Source organism: Pedobacter arcticus A12 (genome assembly GCF_000302595.1).
GTDB lineage: Bacteria > Bacteroidota > Bacteroidia > Sphingobacteriales > Sphingobacteriaceae > Pseudopedobacter > Pseudopedobacter arcticus.
Map to the genome: position 1 here is coordinate 518,299 of NZ_JH947125.1, position 21,709 is coordinate 540,007.

Annotated in this window: 15 protein-coding genes; 11 read left to right on the top strand and 4 right to left on the bottom strand. The window is 38.9% G+C overall.

All coding sequences use genetic code 11. The annotated features are described in order from the left end of the window. The 4 genes from B176_RS21525 to B176_RS0103480 form a co-directional block, all read left to right on the top strand. Positions 1-4,867 (top strand): hypothetical protein (locus tag B176_RS21525; protein ID WP_193372300.1); only part of this gene is annotated, 4,867 nt, incomplete at its 5' end. Between the two features lie 489 nt (positions 4,868-5,356). Further along, positions 5,357-5,890 (top strand): T9SS type A sorting domain-containing protein, encoded by a 534-nt coding sequence (locus B176_RS0103470; protein WP_017257381.1) that lies wholly within the window; start codon positions 5,357-5,359, stop codon positions 5,888-5,890. A 299-nt stretch (positions 5,891-6,189) separates the two neighbouring features. Continuing rightward, positions 6,190-7,279 (top strand): peptide chain release factor 2 gene (gene prfB / locus B176_RS0103475; protein WP_154647874.1). Its coding sequence is split into 2 segments (ribosomal slippage): positions 6,190-6,249 and positions 6,251-7,279, totalling 1,089 coding nucleotides; the frame shifts between segments, so codons are not numbered across the junction. A 1-nt stretch (position 7,280) separates the two neighbouring features. After that, complete coding sequence (locus B176_RS0103480; protein WP_017257384.1) at positions 7,281-8,192, top strand: alpha/beta hydrolase; 912 nt, start codon at positions 7,281-7,283, stop codon at positions 8,190-8,192. Here the strand turns inward: B176_RS0103480 and B176_RS0103485 are convergent. Next, positions 8,189-9,046: a transglutaminase-like domain-containing protein gene (locus B176_RS0103485; protein ID WP_017257385.1), complete on the bottom strand. Its 858-nt coding sequence runs from the start codon at positions 9,044-9,046 to the stop codon at positions 8,189-8,191. The two genes, B176_RS0103480 and B176_RS0103485, sit on opposite strands and share 4 nt — an antisense overlap. A gap of 116 nt (positions 9,047-9,162) precedes the next feature. Between B176_RS0103485 and B176_RS0103490 the strand changes: the two genes are divergently transcribed. Both B176_RS0103490 and B176_RS0103495 read left to right on the top strand, forming a co-directional pair. Beyond that, complete coding sequence (locus B176_RS0103490; protein WP_026063140.1) at positions 9,163-9,948, top strand: O-methyltransferase; 786 nt, start codon at positions 9,163-9,165, stop codon at positions 9,946-9,948. Positions 9,949-10,074: 126 nt separating this feature from the next. Further along, positions 10,075-11,142, top strand: a complete 1,068-nt coding sequence (locus B176_RS0103495) for an AI-2E family transporter (protein ID WP_017257387.1) — start codon at positions 10,075-10,077, stop codon at positions 11,140-11,142. A gap of 34 nt (positions 11,143-11,176) precedes the next feature. Here the strand turns inward: B176_RS0103495 and B176_RS0103500 are convergent, their stop codons facing one another. Then, on the bottom strand, positions 11,177-12,304 hold the full coding sequence (locus tag B176_RS0103500) for a BamA/TamA family outer membrane protein (RefSeq protein WP_017257388.1): 1,128 nt from the start codon (positions 12,302-12,304) through the stop codon (positions 11,177-11,179). Positions 12,305-12,462: 158 nt separating this feature from the next. Here B176_RS0103500 and B176_RS0103505 point away from each other — a divergent pair, with 158 nt between their 5' ends. Then, entirely contained in the window at positions 12,463-13,443 is a 981-nt protein-coding gene (locus tag B176_RS0103505; RefSeq protein WP_017257389.1) for a deoxyhypusine synthase family protein, read from the top strand. 160 nt (positions 13,444-13,603) lie between these two features. Here the strand turns inward: B176_RS0103505 and B176_RS0103515 are convergent, their stop codons facing one another. Then, the gene (locus tag B176_RS0103515) at positions 13,604-14,032 is read right to left on the bottom strand and encodes a nuclear transport factor 2 family protein (RefSeq protein ID WP_154647875.1); all 429 of its coding nucleotides are present in this window, start codon (positions 14,030-14,032) and stop codon (positions 13,604-13,606) included. Positions 14,033-14,147: 115 nt separating this feature from the next. Here B176_RS0103515 and B176_RS0103520 point away from each other — a divergent pair, with 115 nt between their 5' ends. Further along, positions 14,148-15,404 carry a pyridoxal phosphate-dependent aminotransferase gene (locus B176_RS0103520; RefSeq protein ID WP_017257392.1) on the top strand — a complete coding sequence of 419 codons (1,257 nt, stop codon included), beginning with the start codon at positions 14,148-14,150 and terminating at the stop codon, positions 15,402-15,404. Between the two features lie 44 nt (positions 15,405-15,448). On the opposite strand, the gene B176_RS20110 is transcribed toward B176_RS0103520, so the two are convergent. Next, the gene (locus B176_RS20110; RefSeq protein ID WP_017257393.1) at positions 15,449-16,390 is read right to left on the bottom strand and encodes a hypothetical protein; all 942 of its coding nucleotides are present in this window, start codon (positions 16,388-16,390) and stop codon (positions 15,449-15,451) included. 162 nt (positions 16,391-16,552) lie between these two features. Here B176_RS20110 and B176_RS0103535 point away from each other — a divergent pair, with 162 nt between their 5' ends. The 3 genes from B176_RS0103535 (at position 16,553) to B176_RS20115 (ending at position 21,707) form a co-directional block, all read left to right on the top strand. Next, complete coding sequence (locus B176_RS0103535) at positions 16,553-17,323, top strand: enoyl-CoA hydratase/isomerase family protein (RefSeq protein WP_026063141.1); 771 nt, start codon at positions 16,553-16,555, stop codon at positions 17,321-17,323. A 118-nt stretch (positions 17,324-17,441) separates the two neighbouring features. Next, a complete protein-coding gene (locus B176_RS0103540; protein ID WP_017257396.1) occupies positions 17,442-18,863 on the top strand; it encodes a sigma-54-dependent transcriptional regulator in 1,422 nt (473 codons plus the stop codon). Positions 18,864-18,881: 18 nt separating this feature from the next. Next, on the top strand, positions 18,882-21,707 hold the full coding sequence (locus B176_RS20115) for a PAS domain-containing protein (protein ID WP_083852678.1): 2,826 nt from the start codon (positions 18,882-18,884) through the stop codon (positions 21,705-21,707). Positions 21,708-21,709: the final 2 nt, after the last annotated feature.

The window sequence follows — 21,709 nt, forward strand, 5'->3', positions numbered from 1 at the left end:
TGACGGAGCAACCGGTCCAGCAGGTCCGAAAGGAACAGACGGAATCAACGGGAATGACGGAGCAACCGGTCCAGTAGGTCCACAAGGTCCGATCGGCGTAACAGGTTCCGTAGGAGCGAAGGGTGATAAAGGAGATACAGGAGCAACGGGTGGAACAGGTTTGACTGGTTCAGTAGGTCCACAAGGTCCTATCGGCGTAACAGGTTCAGCTGGAAACGACGGTGCAACTGGTCCACAAGGTTCAGTAGGAGCAAAAGGTGATAAAGGCGATACAGGAGCAACGGGTGGAACAGGTTTAACTGGTCCAGTAGGTCCACAAGGTCCGATCGGTGTAACAGGTTCAGTAGGAGCAAAAGGTGATAAAGGCGATACAGGAGCAACGGGCGGAACAGGTTTGACAGGTCCACAAGGACCGATCGGTGTAACAGGTTCAGTAGGAGCGAAGGGTGATAAAGGCGATACAGGAGCAACTGGCGGAACAGGTTTAACAGGTCCATTAGGTCCACAAGGTCCGATCGGTGTAACAGGTTCAGTAGGAGCGAAAGGTGATAAAGGAGATACAGGAGCAACGGGTGGAACAGGTTTGACTGGTCCAATAGGTCCACAAGGTCCGATCGGTGTAACAGGTTCAGTAGGAGCAAAAGGTGATAAAGGCGATACAGGAGCAACGGGCGGAACAGGTTTAACTGGTCCAGTAGGTCCACAGGGTCCGATCGGTGTAACAGGTCCAGTGGGTCCACAGGGTCCTATCGGCGTAACCGGTTCAGCGGGAAACGACGGTGCATCTGGTCCACAAGGTCCAGTAGGAGCAAAAGGTGATAAAGGCGATACAGGAGCAACGGGTGGAACAGGTTTAACTGGTCCAGTAGGTCCACAAGGTCCGATCGGTGTAACAGGTTCAGTAGGAGCAAAAGGTGATAAAGGAGATACAGGAGCAACTGGCGGAACAGGTTTGACAGGTCCACAAGGACCGATCGGTGTAACAGGTTCAGTAGGAGCGAAGGGTGATAAAGGCGATACAGGAGCAACGGGTGGAACAGGTTTGACTGGTCCAATAGGTCCACAAGGTCCGATCGGTGTAACAGGTTCAGTAGGAGCGAAAGGTGATAAAGGAGATACAGGAGCAACGGGTGGAACAGGTTTGACTGGTCCAATAGGTCCACAAGGTCCGATCGGTGTAACAGGTTCAGTAGGAGCGAAAGGTGATAAAGGAGATACAGGAGCAACGGGTGGAACAGGTTTGACTGGTCCAATAGGTCCACAAGGTCCGATCGGTGTAACAGGTTCAGTAGGAGCGAAAGGTGATAAAGGAGATACAGGAGCAACGGGTGGAACAGGTTTGACTGGTCCAATAGGTCCACAAGGTCCGATCGGTGTAACAGGTTCAGTAGGAGCGAAAGGTGATAAAGGAGATACAGGAGCAACGGGTGGAACAGGTTTGACTGGTCCAATAGGTCCACAAGGTCCGATCGGTGTAACAGGTTCAGTAGGAGCGAAAGGTGATAAAGGAGATACAGGAGCAACTGGCGGAACAGGTTTGACAGGTCCAATAGGTCCACAAGGCCCTATCGGTGTAACAGGTTCAGTAGGAGCGAAAGGTGATAAAGGAGATACAGGAGCAACTGGCGGAACAGGTTTGACAGGTCCAATAGGTCCACAAGGCCCTATCGGTGTAACAGGTTCAGTAGGAGCGAAAGGTGATAAAGGAGATACAGGAGCAACTGGCGGAACAGGTTTGACAGGTCCAATAGGTCCACAAGGCCCTATCGGTGTAACAGGTTCAGTAGGAGCGAAAGGTGATAAAGGAGATACAGGAGCAACTGGCGGAACAGGTTTGACAGGTCCAATAGGTCCACAAGGCCCTATCGGTGTAACAGGTTCAGTAGGAGCGAAAGGTGATAAAGGAGATACAGGAGCAACTGGCGGAACAGGTTTGACAGGTCCAATAGGTCCACAAGGCCCTATCGGTGTAACAGGTTCAGTAGGAGCGAAAGGTGATAAAGGAGATACAGGAGCAACTGGCGGAACAGGTTTGACAGGTCCAATAGGTCCACAAGGCCCTATCGGTGTAACAGGTTCAGTAGGAGCGAAAGGTGATAAAGGAGATACAGGAGCAACTGGCGGAACAGGTTTGACAGGTCCAATAGGTCCACAAGGCCCTATCGGTGTAACAGGTTCAGTAGGAGCGAAAGGTGATAAAGGAGATACAGGAGCAACTGGCGGAACAGGTTTGACCGGTCCAGTAGGTCCACAAGGTCCGATCGGTGTAACAGGTTCAGTAGGAACAAAAGGTGATAAAGGCGATACAGGAGCAACGGGTGGAACAGGTTTAACTGGTCCAGTAGGTCCACAAGGCCCGATCGGTGTAACAGGTTCAGTAGGAACAAAAGGTGATAAAGGCGATACAGGAGCAACGGGTGGAACAGGTTTAACTGGTCCAGTAGGTCCACAAGGCCCGATCGGTGTAACAGGTTCAGTAGGAACAAAAGGTGATAAAGGCGATACAGGAGCAACGGGTGGAACAGGTTTAACTGGTCCAGTAGGTCCACAAGGCCCGATCGGTGTAACAGGTTCAGTAGGAACAAAAGGTGATAAAGGCGATACAGGAGCAACGGGTGGAACAGGTTTAACTGGTCCAGTAGGTCCACAAGGCCCGATCGGTGTAACAGGTTCAGTAGGAGCGAAGGGTGATAAAGGCGATACAGGAGCAACTGGCGGAACAGGTTTAACAGGTCCATTAGGTCCACAAGGTCCGATCGGTGTAACAGGTTCAGTAGGAGCGAAGGGGGATAAAGGCGATACAGGAGCAACTGGCGGAACAGGTTTAACAGGTCCATTAGGTCCACAAGGTCCGATCGGTGTAACAGGTTCAGTAGGTCCACAAGGTCCAATCGGTTTAACCGGCCCAGCAGGTGCGCCAGGAGCTAAAGGTGATGCGGGGGCGGATGGAAGTAAAATTATAGCGGGCACTTCTGCTCCAACTGCATCCACCGGTTTAAGTGGTGATTTCTATTTCAATGCGTCCACAAAATCAGTATATGGACCAAAAGCAGGTTCAAACTGGGGGAGTGGCGTTCCTCTTCAAGGAGACACTGGTTCTGCTGGTGGTATTGGTCCTCAAGGTCCGCAAGGTTCTGTTGGTCCAAAAGGTGATAAGGGAGATCCCGGAACAGGAACAAGTTATACGGCAGGGAATATGATCAATATTGCTTATCCGAATATTATCGAAGTAAATAAATATGCTTCAATTGGTGGTGGAGGTGGTGATATAACTGGTAGTTTAGATCAAATGCAGTTTAAAACAGGGGCAATAACAGCTAGTAAAATAGGAACGGGTACGGTCGAAGGGTATAATGTTAAGGATGGAGCGATCCAAAATGCAAAAATTGCTGTTGGAACAATATCCAACGACAGACTTGCTGGGAATATCAGTGCTGATAAGTTAGCTTCTAATGCTGTTACAGATGGAGCTATAGCCTATAAAGCAATAAGTGTGAGTAAATTATCTCCATCAGGTGGCAACAATGGCGATGTGTTAACAAATGTATCTGGTGAATGGAAGCCAGTAGCTCCTTCGGCGGGTGCTACGGATGCAACGGTTTCTGCAAAAGGGGTTATACAATTAACCGGTGACCTATCCGGAACAGCGGCTTCTCCTACAATTGCAAATAAGGCGATTACTACAGCTAAACTTGCAACCAACGCGGTTACAAATGTTGAAATTGCTAGTAATACTATTCTTGTTGGAAATATTGCCGATAATGCCGTGACCTTGGCAAAACTTAACAGCAACTCTGTGAACAGTGCTAAAATCGTGGATTTATCAATAGCCACAGTAGATATTGCAGATAATGCAATTACAACTGCGAAAATTGCAAACGCGGCAGTAGCAACAGCAAATCTGGTTGACGGAAGTGTAACTGCGGCGAAATTAAATCAAATGGCTGCAACTAGTGGGCAGGTATTAAAGTACAACGGAACTGCGTGGGCACCTGCAACAGAAGTGGCGGCAACAAACTGGTCCATGACGGGTAATTCAAATGCCACAGCCTCAACGTTCTTAGGGACTACAAATAATGTAGCGTTTAAGATTGGATCTAATAATTTGCAGATGCTGCAATTTGGTACGCGTGGGGCTTTAGGCTTAACGCAATCATATCCGGATTATACAAGTGCAACGCAACCGTTAGTGTTTGTGAACGGTGATGGTGCAACATCAGCATTACAGTTTGAAGCAAGTGCTGCTGATTTTTATAAACCGATGTTTTTCACTACCGCAGCTGGTAATTTTAGATTAAAAGGTAGTGCTGCGAAAACAGATTTCTTCGAAATTGGAAGTGGCGGTACAAATAATGATGGTAGGTTAGAATTTATTGTTGGTGACGATGGAGATGAACCTATAGTTTTTTATAAGTATAATTTTTCTCCGGTAGCTAAAACTGTAGAAATGCTAAGGATGCAGGGAACAGGTTTGAACGATGATGTTAGAGTAGGTATTAATACTGCTGGTGCTACTGCAGATTCTGAACTGCAGGTTGTAGGAACTACACATACTGATAACTTAAAGGTTGGTAATAATTCAACCGTGGTTTCGGGTATCATAAAAACCACCATATCAAGTGGCGCATTTACGGTTCCTAAAAACACTTCTTCCATAAACCAAACCTATACCTTGAGTGGGATTTCGGGATTGGATAGCAGTACTGCAACCGTTATGGTTTCCCCTCAGACAGCTCTACCAGCTACAGTAGTAATTGGTTATGCTAGGGTAACTGCAGGTAATAAAATTGAGATCAGTTTTAACAATACCAATACTTCGAGTAGTAATATGTCCAATACCCAGTTGAATATCACGATTATCCAATAGGTATCTTTATATAAATCAAAGCCTCTGTTTAATAGCAGGGGCTTTTTTATTGGGCAATAATTTACTCAATAATAACCAATTCAGGTATAATAATTCTCATATATTTTATTTGATGTTTTTGAAACTTTTAAGTTCATAATTCGTAGTTCTTCGGCTTTGTTCAAATTCTTAGTGAGCATGCTTAGTTGCGATCGCAGTGCCTTTGTGAGTATTAAATTCCCCGATATAAAATACATGTTACTCATATTGGGTATTTCTATTCTCTATTTCGAAAAGAGTGCTAGCTAAGTTCTCTTGCTCTAAAAATAAAATGAAGAAAAGTGATCACTAACAAGTAAGCTTTTAAAATGTGTCTTTAAAGTTGTTTTAACTGCTATTTTTTGATTTTTAATCATCTAATTCGAAGTAATAATTAGGTAATTTCAGCGAGCATTTTGTGGATTTCCATCGTAGAAATTGAGGTGGCTTGAGAGTTGCCTTACTGCTAGCATGAGAACAACGATTTTAACCGCAATTTTAGTAGTAACTTTAAGCTTAGGCTTAACAGCTCAAACTATAGAAAGATCAGCAATTACATCTGGTGCGGGAGAAGCTACTTCAGTTTACGGAGAAACAGTTCAATTTTCAATTGGTCAGGCTTTTATGACTAACACGCTTACTCAAAACGGAAGTAACTATGTTACGCAGGGTTTCCAACAGCCTAGCAATTATAACTATGTTGCTTTAACTACGCCGGTATATGCAGAAGCAAGTCTTAATAAAATCAAAGCATATCCAAACCCAGCGGTTAACTACACCATGGTTTCTGTTAATCTGATTAATGATGATGGTGTTAAGGTTTCAATTATTGATACTTGGGGACAGGAATTGAAAGCTCAGGATTACAAAGTTACACAAGGTAAACACGAATTAAACTTTGCTTTCGGAAACGTACCAAGCGGTTACTACACTGTGAAAGTTTTCGCAAACAAAAAAGTATATTCTAGCAAGTTGATTGTAGACGGTAAATACGCAGAACTATAAAATAAACAAAAACATAAATGCTCTCACACAGATCCTCAATGAAAATTGGGGATTTTTTGTTTTTCATCCTTAATTGCCGGAATCATTGTTTTTTTGAAAGCTGGAATGGTGTTTTGTGCTAACGATGGGAGTGACATCCTTTTTTTGTCATTTTGAGAATTGTCACTCTGAGCGGAGTCGAAGAGGGAGTCGAAGAATAAGACAAAAAAAGATATAACGGACAGCGTGTTAAAGCACCCTAACCTTTATTCTTAAAACATCGCTTGCTGAACTAAGCTTATAAAATATATATTTGCGCTATGACAAAAGAAAATCTGCAGGATTTAAGAGATAGAATAACGTCTCTGAGGAGGCATCTTTGACGTTGATGCCAAGTTAGAAATATTAAGAGAAGAGGAAGCTAAAACCTTGGTTCCTAGTTTTTGGGATAACCCTAAAGAAGCTGAAAAGCTTTTGCATGCTATTAAAACAAAGAAACTTTGGACTGATGCTTATGCGAAGGCCGAAGTCGAGGTGGAAGATTTATCCGTGTTGCTTGAGTTTTACCAAGCGAACGAGGTGACGGAAGAAGAGCTAGAGGAAAGTTTTAAGCATACCAATAGAACTATTGAAGAGCTAGAGTTTAAAAATATGCTTTCGGCAGATGAGGATCAGTTGAGTGCAGTTTTACAAATTACAGCCGGCGCTGGTGGTACAGAAAGTTGTGATTGGGCAGCCATGATTATGCGGATGTACACCATGTGGGGGCAAAAAAATGGTTATAAAATTAGCGAACAGGATTTTCAGGAAGGTGATGTTGCGGGTGTCAAAACGGTAACTTTGCAGTTTGATGGCGATTTTTCTTACGGATATCTGAAAGGTGAGAATGGCGTTCACCGTTTGGTGCGTATTTCTCCGTTTGATTCTAATGCGAAAAGGCATACCTCTTTTGCGTCGGTATATGTTTATCCTTTGGTGGATGATAGTATTGAGATTGATATCAATCCGTCTGACGTGGAATTTGAGACGTTCCGCTCGGGAGGTGCCGGTGGGCAAAACGTTAACAAGGTAGAAACTGCGGTAAGGTTACACCATAAGCCATCGGGAATTATCATTAAAAATCAGGAATCGCGTTCACAGCTCCAAAATAAAGAAAATGCGATGCGTTTATTAAAATCTCAGCTTTACGAGATTGAGATGCGCAAGAAAATGGAGTTAAGCAATGCCATTGAGGGTAACAAAAAGAAAATAGAGTGGGGCTCGCAGATTAGAAATTATGTATTGCATCCTTATAAACTGGTGAAAGATTTAAGGACAGATTTTGAGACTTCAAACGCACAAGCTGTATTGGATGGAGAGCTTGATGAGTTTTTGAAATCATATTTAATGGAATACGGAGGTAATAATTAATATGAAAAATGCGGTTTTTTATACTTTGATATTGTTTTTGATTACAGCAATGGCGAATGCACAAGAAACAATGGATTTATATCCATCAAAAATTCCAAATTCAAAGCTATCCAAAACATATTTAGAGGAAAGTGAGCTAGGTGCTGATGGGATATTGCGGATAAGCAAAGTATCGCAACCTAAACTGATTGCTTGTTTTCCGGAGAAGCCAAATGGTACTGCGGTAATTATTTGCCCGGGAGGTGGATATAGAATTTTAGCAATCTCGCATGAAGGGTATCAAATAGCAACAGAGTTTAATAAAAGAGGAATAACCGCTTTTGTTTTAAAGTACAGATTGCCGTCTGATGAAGTTATGATTGACAAAACCATTGGTCCGTTACAGGATGCACAACAGGCTATTAAAGTAATTAGGGAGCATGCAGTGAAATGGAATTTGAACCCAAGTAAAATTGGGGTTATGGGTTTTTCTGCCGGCGGCCATTTAGCTTCTACACTTTCAACACATTTCACAAAGTCAGTGATTGATAACGCAACTAACGTCTCCCTTCGTCCTGATTTTTCGATATTGGGGTATCCCGTAATTACGATGGACAGTTTTACGCACAAAGGTTCAAAAAACAATCTGTTAGGTAAAAATCCTACCCAGGCTCAAGTGAAAGAATACTCAAATGAGCGACAGGTAACCAAAGATACGCCACCTACTTTTTTGTTTTTGGCTAATGATGATAAAGCAGTTCCATCAGAAAATAGTGCAGATTATATGATTGCGTTAAAAAGAGCGAATGTGCCCGTAGAAGCCCATTTTTACAAAGCTGGCGGTCATGGTTTTGGTTTAAACAACAAAACTACCAAAGAAGACTGGTTTTTAACGATGATGGAATGGCTGAGTTCTATTAAAATGGTTGATTAAGGATTCAGAACTTCTAACAGTTTTACCAGTTCTTTAACCTTTTCATTGGTTCCTTCTTTTTCGTAAGCACTAATTAGGTTTCTAAGAACTCGTTTAATAATTTCTGTATTTGAACATGGCTCATAAAAAAAACTTGACGGCTTAATTTGTAGCTGTCGCAGAAACTGGTCTATATCTCGTTTACCGAAAACATGACCTTTGTTAAAAACATTGATATAAAATAGAATTGAAGCTTCTTTGTTCGACTGTTCAAACTCATCAACATAGGCCAGTACAAAATGTTGCGGTAAGTTTACACCGTAAATGGGGATATCTAGTTTTTGAGCGATGATAGAGTAAATGATAGCCAAAGAAATTTGATTGCCTTTCTTGCTTTCTAAAACTTGGCTTAAGTAAGAGTTTTGTGCGCTGTGATGGTTTTTTGTGTTTCCAGAAAACCCGTAGACATTGTAGAATATGTGATTCAGTAATTTTACTTTTTCCACAGGACTTGCTTCATACATCATCTGCAACCAAACATCCCTCTTTATAGCATCAATCTGATTGATTATTTTGTCTTCGTTTAAGTCTGGATATTGGTATCTGTTTAAAATTAAAAAGCCGCGTAATAAATCAAAGCCTCCGCTTTGGTACCAAAGTGCTAAATCTTCCCTCACGTTCTGGTACTGAATTTTGTGCACTACGTTTTCAAGCCTTTCCTGTAAAATTGCATCAAAAGAATTTTCCCACGCACTTTCCAAAAAACTGATTACCTCGTTTCCGTAAGATAAGAGCTTATCTTCAACGTGGTTAAAAATCTGCGGATCTGGATCGTCCAACAGTTTTATTAAAGAACTTATCTCTTTTTCATTCATCATGTTTTGAATCTAAAAAGCAATTTAGGGCTTAGTTATTGAATAAACCAAGAAATAGTAAACAGTTGCAATTTTTGCTTCTACTAAATGTTGCTAAATTGTTATTTTCGCAAGCTATGTTTAATACTACCTTAACTAAAAATTACGTAAAACACATTTTAAGTGCCAAAAGCCGCCATGGTACCCACTCCCCGTTTGTGTACCAATTGGTTGATGAAGTAATTTACGATTTTAAAGATAAACCAGCATACGATAAAGCAGAAAACTTGAGAGCAGCGCTGTTAAAAGACGAACGAACCATTAAAGTTACAGATTTGGGTGCGGGTTCTCATGTAAACAACCAGCGTACAAAAAAGATAAAAACAATTGCCAAAAATGCATTGAAACCAAAAAAACTGGCTCAGTTGCTTTATCGTTTAGCAAAAGAATTTAAACCAGGTACATTGTTAGAATTAGGGACTTGTTTAGGCGTAACCACTGCTTATTTTAGCGAAGCTTTGCCAGGTTCAAAGATTATAACGATGGAAGGTTGTCCACAAACTGCAAGCGTTGCGAAAGAAAATTGGGATAAGCTCTCAATACAGAATATAGATGTTAAGGTTGGCAATTTCGACGATACCTTGGCGGAGGTTATTGAAGAGCAACCCAAACTGGATTTTGTGTTTATCGATGGAAATCACAGAAAAGATGCTACGCTAAATTATTTTAACCTTTGCCTACCCAAAGTGCATGAAGATTCGGTAATTGTTTTTGATGATATTTATTGGAGCAAAGGAATGGCCCAAGCTTGGGAACATATTAAAGCACATCCAGATGTTACCGTTACCATTGATTTATTTTGGATAGGGCTTGTTTTTTTTAGAAGCGGGCAGGCCAAACAAGACTTTAAGATTAGATTTTAAGGAAAAGCCAGTTTAGAGTTGGTTTTAGCCATTTAAAAACGAATGTTTAGCCTTCGAGGCTTATTTCTAATTTTTCCTTGATTTGGCACAACAATGGCTTAAACAAAGAGAATTATAAAGATATAAATGAAAGATTTCCCCATAACAGTAAAAAGATCACTTGAACTTTTAGGTTTATTTTTATTAGGCTACATTATTATGGTAGCAAGTAATGTAATTATGCCCTTACTGTTGGCTTTCTTTTTGAGCATGCTTTTGTTGCCCGTCCAGCGCTTTTTAATGCGTAAAAGAGTTCCAAAGTCCTTGTCAATTATAATTCCTATTCTTTTTTTGCTGCTGGTGGTTGCGGGTTTAATATGGTTTTTTTCGGCGCAGGTTCAAATTTTAGTAGATGATTTTCCGCAGATTAAGAAGAATATAAATATACATCTGGATACTTTAAGTAAATGGGTAGGTAGTTTTACGCATTATTCTACCAAAGAGCAAATAGCTATTATTACCAAGCAAAGTGATAAATTACTAAACAGTACCGGCGCAATTTTAGGTAGTATTGCAGGTTCAGTTTCTGGCGCATTTATCTTTTTTGGTTTATTGCCAATTTACATTTACCTCATCCTGGCTTATAAAAATTTATTGTTAAAGTTTTGTATCATGTGGTTTAGCAATGAGGATTTGCCAAAAGTAAAAGAAAGTATCCAACAGATAGAAAGCATTATCCAAAGCTATTTAATGGGTCTGTTGATTCAGATAGCCTATATCACGGTATTATTAGGCGGTATTCTTTGGATTGTAGGGATAAAACACGCATTGCTAATTGGGGTATTGTTCGCTATCTTAAACCTTATCCCATACATTGGGGCACTCTTCGGTAATATTTTAGGAGTAATGTTAACGGTAAGTTCGTCTCAAGAATTATGGCCAGTATTTACGGTTTTAATTGTGATTGCCGTTGTTCAGTTTTTAGACAATAATATCTTGATGCCACGTATTGTAGGTTCTAAAGTTCAGATAAACAGTTTGGTAGCCATTGTAGGGATTGTAATTGCAGGTAGTTTGGCAGGTATTTCAGGAATGTTTTTAGCACTACCAATAATTGCAGTATTAAAAATAGTATTTGACCGTACCGAACATTTTAAACAATGGGGAGTAGTAATTGGAACAGATGTACCAGAAGAAAATCCGTTAAAAGAATAGAGATAAGGGCTGTCCAGATGATGCTGGCTTACAGTTAAAAAGCTTCTCCCAAAGAAATATAAAAGCCACTAATTCTTTTTTCGCCAACAGGTTTTTCGCCCATGGCATAATCAATACGTAATGCTAAGCCTTTTTCTAAATCAAAAAAGAACCGAGCACCCAGGCCATAAGTAGGTTTAAAATTGCTTTGGCTAAAACTATTTTTGCCATATACTTTCCCAGCGCCACCAAACGCAACTACACCAAATCTGGGTATTGGTCTGTACCTGATTTCTGCCTGCGATGTAATTAGGTTTTCATCTCTAAACCTTCCGCTGTAATAGCCACGCATAAATTGGTCATTGCCCAATTGCCTTAAATTATAAAAGGGAATAACCTTGTTACTAATTAAACCTTCATAAGTAGCATTTAACGCAATATTCAACGATTTTGTTAGCGTGTAAAAATTTCTAAGGTCTGCAGTAACCAAGCTACCGTTGTAATTTGGCGACCCAAAAAAATTGGGTGCATATCCGTACTGCAGCTTTGCATAAAATCCTTTTGAAGGGTAGGGTACATTATCTCGTGAATCAAAAAAGGAGGTTGCTTTAAAAAACATAAACTCTCCACCATCTCTATCGTTCAAAACCGGACTAATGCTGTAAATACCGGCAGGATCTTTAGCGGTAAACTTCTGGTTTTCATATTCAAGCCCACCTCCCAAATAAAAATGAGTAAAAACCTCACGTTCTAATTCTCCGTTAAGCTTAAAGCGGCGTAGGTTTACTTTGTCTTCATCGGCTAAAGAAGTGTGGTTCCCTATCCCATAAAAATTAAAAGGCTGGTTTATAAATTTAGCTTCTGCAATATAATGGTATTTGTTCTGCGCTGTCCAAACATCGGTTTTAAAACTTATTTGTACACGTTTTTTGGTGCTAAAACCAACAACGCCATAGGCTTGAGAGGCTTTGATATTAGGGTCATTTTTATCGGTATAAAAAGAATAAATACCTACTGCACCCAATGTTAAGCCAGCTTCTTGTGAGTAGCCAAGCAGCGGAAGGGGTAAAAAACTATTGTGTCGGGTGGTGTCGTCAGAAAAAACCTTATTAAAAATTTTGCGCTGTGCACTAAGTTGTAACGAAAATAAAACAAGCGTTAAAACGTAAAATAGTTTCTTCATTAATGATGGTTTGCTTCTTGATCATGTCAACAGCCATGGGCTTTTTGCTTTTAGCCCGCTGCTTTGAAAGCGCAATATAAAGTTTTAAAAGCCATCAAAAAATAAAGGTTTTCTTTCAATGCGGTTAAAAGCCTATTTTTGCAAAAAAAAAAATTACTATGAGCAATCAGAGAGGTCCAATTTCTCAGTTTATTGAGAAAAACTATTTGCACTTTAACGCGGCTGCATTAATGGATGCGGCTAAAGGATATGAAACCCATTTAGACGAGGGTGGAAAAATGATGATTACCCTTGCCGGCGCAATGAGTACAGCAGAATTGGGTATCTCTTTGGCAGAAATGATTAGACAAGATAAGGTTTCTATTATTTCTTGTACTGGCGCAAATTTAGAGGAAGATATCATGAATTTGGTGGCGCATTCGCACTATAAACGTGTTCCTAATTATAGAGATTTAAGTCCACAGGATGAGTGGGATTTGTTAGAAAACCACTATAACCGCGTTACCGATACTTGTATTCCAGAGGAAGAAGCATTCAGAAGGTTACAGAAGCACATCGAAAAAATATGGACAGATGCAGAAACCGCAGGAGAGCGTTACTTTCCACATGAATATATGTACAAAATGCTTTTAAGTGGCGATTTGGAACAATATTATGAAATTGACCCAAAAAACTCGTGGATGTTAGCAGCGGCAGAAAAAAACTTGCCAATTGTGGTTCCAGGATGGGAAGATTCTACCATGGGTAATATTTTCACTTCAAACGTAATTAAAGGCAAATTGAAAGCGTCTACCATGAAAAGCGGTATCGAGTATATGGCTTGGTTGGCAGATTGGTATCCGAAAAATTCAAGCGGTAAAGGCGTTGGCTTTTTCCAGATTGGCGGTGGAATAGCGGGTGATTTTCCAATCTGTGTAGTACCTATGCTTTATCAGGATTTAGAAATGGAAAACATTCCTTTCTGGAGCTATTTCTGCCAAATTTCTGACTCTACCACTTCTTACGGTTCGTATTCTGGAGCAGTGCCTAACGAAAAAATCACTTGGGGGAAACTCGATATCAATACACCAAAGTTTATTGTGGAGTCTGACGCTACTATTGTAGTGCCTTTAATGTTTGCCTGGATTTTAAAACAATAACTCTGACGGCTTATCAGAATCAAAATAAAAGGGATTTATCGTCAGATAAATCCCTTTTATTTTGACCATTGACCATTGACCATTGACCATTGACCATTGACCATTGACCATTGACCATTTACCATTGACCATTGACCATTTACCATTGACCATTTACCATCTACACCTTATAAGCTTGCCTAGCCAATAATTTCCACTCGCCATTTTTCTGTTTGGTGAAAACCAACATAATTCCTAAGTAAACCTCGCCAGGGTTTCCGCTGTCGTTAGTTTTTGCGTATAAATTATGTCTTACAATCGCCGTGTTTCCATCAAGCTGAATGCTTTGTTTGGTAATGTCAATGGTTACAAAATCCGACTGGTTGGTTACCAATGCCTGCACAAATTCTTTTTTGTTCTGGATTTTCCCACTAGAGTGTCCGTAACTCAAGTTGTCATTGGCTATGTATTCTAAATCAGCCTGACGACCACTAATTAATGAGTTAATTAAATAAGTTACTGCATTTTCCACCTCAGCCTTTTTGTCCTGTGCTTTCAAGTTCACATTAATCATCGAAATAATTAAGGCTAAAAGAACGATTTTTTTCATATTCATAATTTTAAATGTGCTACTAAATTAGATTTTTAGATTCAATGTAAAGATTAAAAATAGCTAAAACTGCCTGCTCAATTTTTTTAACTTTGGGGTATTATATAAATGATTTATGAAAGTATCTGCATTAGCACAATCATTAGTTGGGTCCGAGATTATTAAAATTGCTGGCGAGGTTAACGAGATGAAGGCGAAAGGAATTGCCGTTGCCAATTTAACCATCGGCGATTTTGACCCCAATTTATTCCCGATACCAAAAGTTTTAGAAGATAATATCGTAAAAGCTTACGCTGCGCACCAAACTAATTATCCACCAGCGGATGGTGTTTTGTCTTTACGGGAAAGTGTTGCGCACTTTTTAAATAAAAGATTGGGTTTAGCTTACGATGCTAAAAGTGAGATTTTGATATCCGGAGGTTCCAGACCTTTAATTTATGCCACGTATTTGGCCTTACTTGATGCTGGTGATACCGTGATTTATCCGGCACCGTCTTGGAATAATAACCACTATGTACATCTTTTGGGAGCAAACGGAATTGCAGTTCCAACTCTCCCAGAAAACAACTTTATGCCAACTGGAGCTGATTTAAAGCCGTTTTTGAAAGGGGCAACTTTGTTGGCGCTATGTTCCCCGTTGAACCCAACAGGAACTATGTTTTCTGCAAAAGATTTAAAGGAAATAAGTGAATTGGTTTTAAAAGAAAATCAATCGAGAGGGGCTAACGAAAAACCTTTATATATCCTTTATGATCAAATTTATTCGCAATTAACCTTTGGTAATCACCTACATGTTGATCCCGTTAGTTTGGTTCCGGCTTTACGCGATTATACCATTTTTATTGATGGAAGCTCTAAATGTTTTGCTGCAACCGGCGTTAGGGTAGGTTGGGGCTTTGGCCCGGCTGCTATCATCAGTAAAATGAAGGCAATTGTTGGGCACATGGGCGCTTGGGCGCCAAAAGCAGAACAGGTAGCAATGGGCCACTTTATTGATGATGAAAAGGCTGTTGATGGTTTTTTAAATACTTTTAAAGCGAAAGTAAAAACAAGCTTAGATAGCCTTTATGCGGGATTAATTTCTTTGAAAAATGAAGGTTTCGCCATTGATGCCATTGAACCAATGGGGGCAATTTACCTAACTATAAAAATAGATTATGTAGGTAAAACCACTTCTGGAGGAGAGGTTTTGGACACACCTACCAAATTGAATTTTTATTTAATTAAAGAGGCTAACATTGCTTTAGTTCCTTTTTCTGCTTTCGGTACAGAAGAAATGTGCTGGTTTAGAGCTTCTGTTGGGGCGTGTTCAGCGGAAGAGATAGAAAGTAAGATTCCTGCTTTAAAACAGGCTTTGTTGAGTTTGAAGTAATTGATGAAATTTGGGTATCTATCGAAAAGATTGATGCTCAAATTTTATTGTTTTGCCAGCCTTGTTAACTCTCTCAAATCTGCCAAATAAATACTGTGTTCATCATCAATCAATTTTTTGGCTCTCGCCAAATCTTGAAGTGCCACGGCGTTGTCTCCAACTTTAATTTTGGTTTTGGCCAATAGCAATGAAGTTTCTATTTCGCCTTCAATATAATGCTGATTTATAGCAATGCTATTAGCTTGTATAAAAAACCATTTTGCCTGCGTAAGCTTTTTGGCTTTTAAATAAACTTTCCCTAAAAACAGGTAACAATTAAACTCGTTGTGCTTTCCTTTAGCCCTATTACTCATGGGTAAAACTCTTGATATAATTAGGTTTTCGGCTTTTGCCGTTAAGCCCTGCGTTAAAGCAATTTTAGCTTCGGTAAACACCAAATCGTACCTTTCATTAATACTATAAAACCTTTGTAGGCTATCTTTAGCTGTTTTCACAAAGCGCATTGCTTCCGTTAGGCGGTTGTCCAGATAGCTTATTTTAATGAGGTTCAAACATATATTTGCTTTTTGTAAACTATCTTCTGTGTTAATGAATGCGTGGCTTAATAGCTTTAAAGAGAGGTTGTGATTGCCATTGTAAAACTCGTTAATACCTAAAATTTCTTCCAAATTTGTTTCAATTTTCTCATCATTCTGGATGTTCAAGATGCTCGACACGAAAAAGTAAGTGTTGAGCGAACTAAAATAAATATTTTCTGAAAGTGTATTTAACGAACTGCGAACGAAACGCTTGGGCGTAATTTTCTTTAAGCTGTCGGCGTTTAATACTGGGTTTTTATCGGAATTGATTTTTTGATAGGTGTTGCTGGGTTCTGTAAAAGCATTGGCACTTAACTGAAAGAAGATCAAGTGCAACAGCAAAAGTTTGGCGACAAAGCTTGAGTCACTGCTTGTTTTTTGAATTGATGATTTAATGATGTTAAACATTAGCTTTTATAAGCAAAAAATATTTGGGCATAATTTTTTTATATTTAGAGATAGCGGAAAAGTAGAGCAATATCAGAAAATAATCACACAAATTTCTATATAGAAGCAATCTGTAAACCTAAGATGGATTTATAGAGAATAAATGAAATAAACATATTTAAAATGGACTACAGCAATATATTAATGGAAACAGATGGCGATATTTTAAAAATCACCATCAATCGTCCCGAAAAATTAAATGCCTTAAACAAGCAAACTTTGGTAGAATTGAATCATGTTTTGTTGGATGCTTTTGAAAACGCTAAAGTTGGCGGAATTATAATTACAGGTTCGGGAGAAAAAGCCTTTGTTGCCGGTGCCGATATCTCGGAGTTTGCCAATTACAATCAGGAAGAAGGGGAGAATCTTGCGAGAGACGGTCAGTACAAAGTTTTTGATTTGATAGCAAATGCACAAAAGCCAATTATCGCTGCAATCAATGGTTTTGCGCTAGGTGGTGGATTAGAGCTCGCTTTAGCGTGTCATATCAGGTTTGCAAGCGAAAATGCGAAACTTGGTTTGCCAGAAGTTTCGCTCGGGTTAATACCCGGTTACGGCGGTACACAGCGTTTAACGCAAGTTGTTGGTAAAGGAAAAGCGATGGAATTAATCTTAAGCGCCAATATGATCGATGCGGATGAAGCATCAAAAATGGGTTTGGTCAATAAAGTTTGCGCTTTAGACCAGCTACTGCCAGAAGCTAAAAGTCTGTTAAAAACCATTTTATCGCGTTCTCCAAAAGCTGTTGCAGCTGCTATTTTAGCTGTCAATGCTGCTGTAAGCACTAATGGGTTTGCCACTGAGATAGTAGAATTTGGGAAATGTTTTGGCAACGAAGATTTTAAAGAAGGTGTGAGTGCGTTTTTAGGAAAACGTAAACCAAATTTTAAGTAATTTACTGAGTTTTAATTTAATTTAAATTCTTAGTAGTTAATTGTGTAGAAAGTTTTTCCCATTAAAAATAAATATTTATATTCGCTTAAGACAATTTTAATTGGAAATATACTGATCCATGAAGAAAATACTCATCGTTGATGACGAAGTAAATATTGGTTTGCTACTTGCCAAATTTTTAGGGCGGAATGGTTTCGAAGTAAAAACAGCAACTTCTGGAGTTTCTGCTTTTGAGATTTTAGAAAAAGAAGAATTTAATTTGGTGCTTTGTGATTTTAGATTAGAAGATACCGATGGAAGGGAGATTCTAAAAAAAATCAAACTTAATTACCCGCGTACCGGTGTAATTATCATTACGGGTTATTCCGATATTAAGTTAGCGGTAGAGTTAATTAAAATGGGTGCTTATGATTATATCACCAAGCCACTCTATCCGGATGAGATTTTAAATACCATTAAGAAAGCTATTGATACCCAGCAGGCTTTGAATGAGGAAATGGATAAACCAAAATCTTCAACAGAGCCCGGTAAAAACAGAGAAGTCAGCAATCAGGATTTCCGTCAGGAAGATTATGTAATAGGGCAAAGTGGGCCTGCAAAAGAATTGATTCGTCAGATTGATTTAGTTGCTCCAACGACTTACAGTGTAATTTTAATCGGCGAAAGCGGAACTGGAAAAGAGTCGGTAGCAAAAAGCATCCACCTAAAAAGCCCGAGAAAAGATAAGCCTTTTGTTGCGATGGACTGTGGTTCTTTAACCAAAGAATTAGCAGGTTCAGAGTTTTTTGGTCACGAAAAAGGCTCCTTTACCGGTGCGTTATACACCAAAATTGGTCATTTTGAAATGGCAAACGGAGGCACTTTGTTTTTAGATGAGGTAGGCAACTTATCCTACGAAATCCAAGCGGCTTTATTAAGAACAGTGCAGGAGCGCAAGGTTAAAAGAATTGGTTCAACCAAAGAAATTGATTTAGACGTACGTATTATTGTAGCCACCAACGAAAACTTGATTGACGCAATAGCCAAAGGAAAGTTTAGAGAGGATTTGTACCATCGTTTTAATGAATTTGGTATTTATATGCCACCGTTAAGAGAACGCGGAAAAGACATCATGATTTTTGCCGAATATTTCTTGCTCTCGGCAAATAAGGAATTAAACAAAGGGGTTAAAGGTTTTTCTGCAGAAGTGGAAGAAAGTTTTTTAACATACCCTTGGCCTGGAAACGTAAGAGAATTAAAGAATGTGCTAAGGCGAGCTGTTTTACTCACCGAAGGCGATTTTATCCAAACCAAAGCTTTGCCCTTGGAGATTTCTACTTTTTCTAAAGTCTCGGCTTTTGAAAGCGCTGTGGAAAACGTAAGTACCAATAACCACAGAGAGAAAAAACTCGATTTAAAAAACGCAGCTTTAGAGGCTGAATATGATACCATTCTTAAAGTTTTGAGGGAAGTAAATTTCAACAAAACAAAAGCAGCGCAAATTCTAAATATTGATAGAAAAACGTTGTACAACAAAATGAAAGCAATTAATATGGATTAACCTTTACCGCAACCCAACGTGGCAATCAATAAAATCTCGATAAAAAAAGAAGACAATGGAATCAATATCCCAATGGGATATTTTTGGGTTATCTTTTTGATATGTATAGCGCCTACCATACTTTCTATGTTAGGTGTAGAAATTAGCTATAATGGCTACAGGGTTATTAATTTTTCAAAAGTTATTGAAGGTATTTCTACAGAATTGGTATTAGGAAAAACCTTTTCAACCATCTGGATTGTCTTTAGTATTGCCGTTGGTGTATTTACCTGCATCCTAACCATCATAGATTTCAGAGTTAAAAATGATATTGCAGCACCTGTTATAGGTATTGTAATGTTGGCAACCGCTGTATTTGATCTAGTTCATTTATTGGTGGTTTTTGGGGTGTTAAAAACAAATCTAAGTTTAGACGAAGCCATTTACATGAGCTGGTTTTTTGGACGGATAATTCAAGTTGTATTACTTATTGCGGGTACAATAATAATTCTGAAGATTAGGTACAAGCCTGATGTAGAAAGTGAAAAGAAAACCTTTTTAATCCGCACAATTGCCATAGGTTTTGGAGTACTAACGATGATGGCTATTGTATATCTTTTTAATTTAGGGTCGCTTAGTCCTATTTTTATAAAAAGAGATTCGTTTTTTACACATCCATTAGAGTTAATAAGTATCGTTCTATACTTATTTTGGGGAGCTTTTTTGATGCCTAAAGTGTTGAAAAAGCATAGCGGAATCTTTTTTCAAATGCTTATTTTAAGTATGATTCCAGCCATTTTTGCCAATGTGCATATGGCAATATTTTTCAAAAATTTTGATATTGAATATAACTTCGCCCAGTTTTTAAGGTTCTTTACCTACGTTGTTCCGTTATTAGGTATTAGCTTAACCTATTCCAGAAATATCTCCAAACAACACCAAATGAACTTAATTTTAGACGAAGAGATTAAGTCGAAAGAAAAGATTCAGCAAGATTTAGAACGGAGACAAAATTTACTACAAAACGCCGAGAAACTGGCCAATATGGGCAGTTGGGAGTTGGATGTTGCAACAAGGGAGATCAATTTTTCTGATGCCCTATATAAGATTTTTGGATACATGCCGAACTCTATTTCACCCGATATAGAGCTGATGTATAACATGATTATACCTATTTATAGAAGTGACTATAAAAAAATGTTGGAAGGCGCTATTGAAACGCAGTCGTCTTTTAATACAGAGTATGAGGTGCTTTGGGTAAACGGACAAAGGCGTTATATTTTAGCGCAATGCCGTTACATCCATCCAGATAATAAGATTATCGGAACCTGTTTGGATATTACCGAGCTTAAAGAAACCAGTCAGAAATTATCACAAAATGAAGCTTTGCTCAAAGAAGCAGAGTCTATTGCACATAATGGTAGTTTTGAATGGTTTGATGGGATTGATCACTTTTTTTGGTCTGAGGAACTGTTTAGAATTCACGGCTACAAACCAAATTCTATAGAAATTACCTTGAATTTTTATACCACGCTAATCCATAAAGACGATTTAGATAAGTGTAAAAAATATGTGGAGAGCATGTTTGCAGATAAAACAAATTTTGCTTTTGAGTACCGCATTATACGGCCGGATAAAACAGTTAGATACGTATATTTAACTGCAAAACTTGTGTTAGATGAAGAAGGCAACATCATCAAAATTATTGGAAACCTGCTGGATATTACAGAGCTTAAAAATGCTGCAATACTATTAGAAAAAACCGAAAGCATATATAAAACTATTGCCAGTAACGTACCAGATTCTATAGTTTTAATGTTTGATAAGCAATTAAACCTTATCCTTTTTGATGGCCCAATTATCCAAGATTTTCATTTCGAGAACGAATTAAAATCAGGTATAAATTTAAAGGAGATTTTCAGTAAAGACGAAGCTCACTATAATGAGCAGATCCTGCAAAAAGCATTTAACGGCGAAGAAATTCAATCAGAAAGAGCATTTGAAGATAAAACTTTTATGATAGATTATAAGCCAGTGAAAAACGCAACTGGCGATGTGTTTAACGTAATGGTGGTAATGCATGATATTACAGAGATTAAAAATGTTCAGCGCAGTTTAGAAGTAAAAGTTGAGGAGTTAAACAATTCAAATCAGGATTTAGAGCAGTTTGCATACGTGGCGTCGCATGATTTGCAAGAACCGCTTCGTAAAATCAGGGCCTTTGGAGACCGCTTGCAGAATAAGTTTAGTAAAGATATAGCCGAAGAGGGGCTTGATTATATCAAGCGTATGCAGAATGCTTCCGAACGTATGCAAACATTGATTGATGATTTGCTGACCTATTCACGCGTTACACGTACGGATGAGGGATTTGTTGATGTTGATTTGCATGATGAGCTTCAGAAAATTATTGAAGATTTAGAATACACCATAGAAAAGAAGAATGCCACCATAGATTTAATGGTTAATCATCATATTTCGGCTATTCCTGGACAAATCAGACAGCTACTTCAAAACCTGTTGAGCAACGCAATTAAATTCACCAGAGATGGCGTTAATCCTACGGTTGAAATAAAAAGTGAGATTTTAAGAGGTAGTTTATTAGACCAGCCAGAATTAGAACAAAACAAAGATTACTGTCGCATAAGTATACAGGATAATGGGATAGGCTTTGACCAGCAGTATGCGGATAAAATCTTTGAACTTTTTCAAAGATTACACACGCGTAACGAATATCAAGGAACGGGAATTGGTTTGGCTGTTTGTAAAAAAATTGTTGATAAGCATAATGGCTTTATTAGCGTATCAAGTAAGCGAGACCATGGAACTAAATTTGTGATAATTTTACCAATTCAGCATTTATAAAT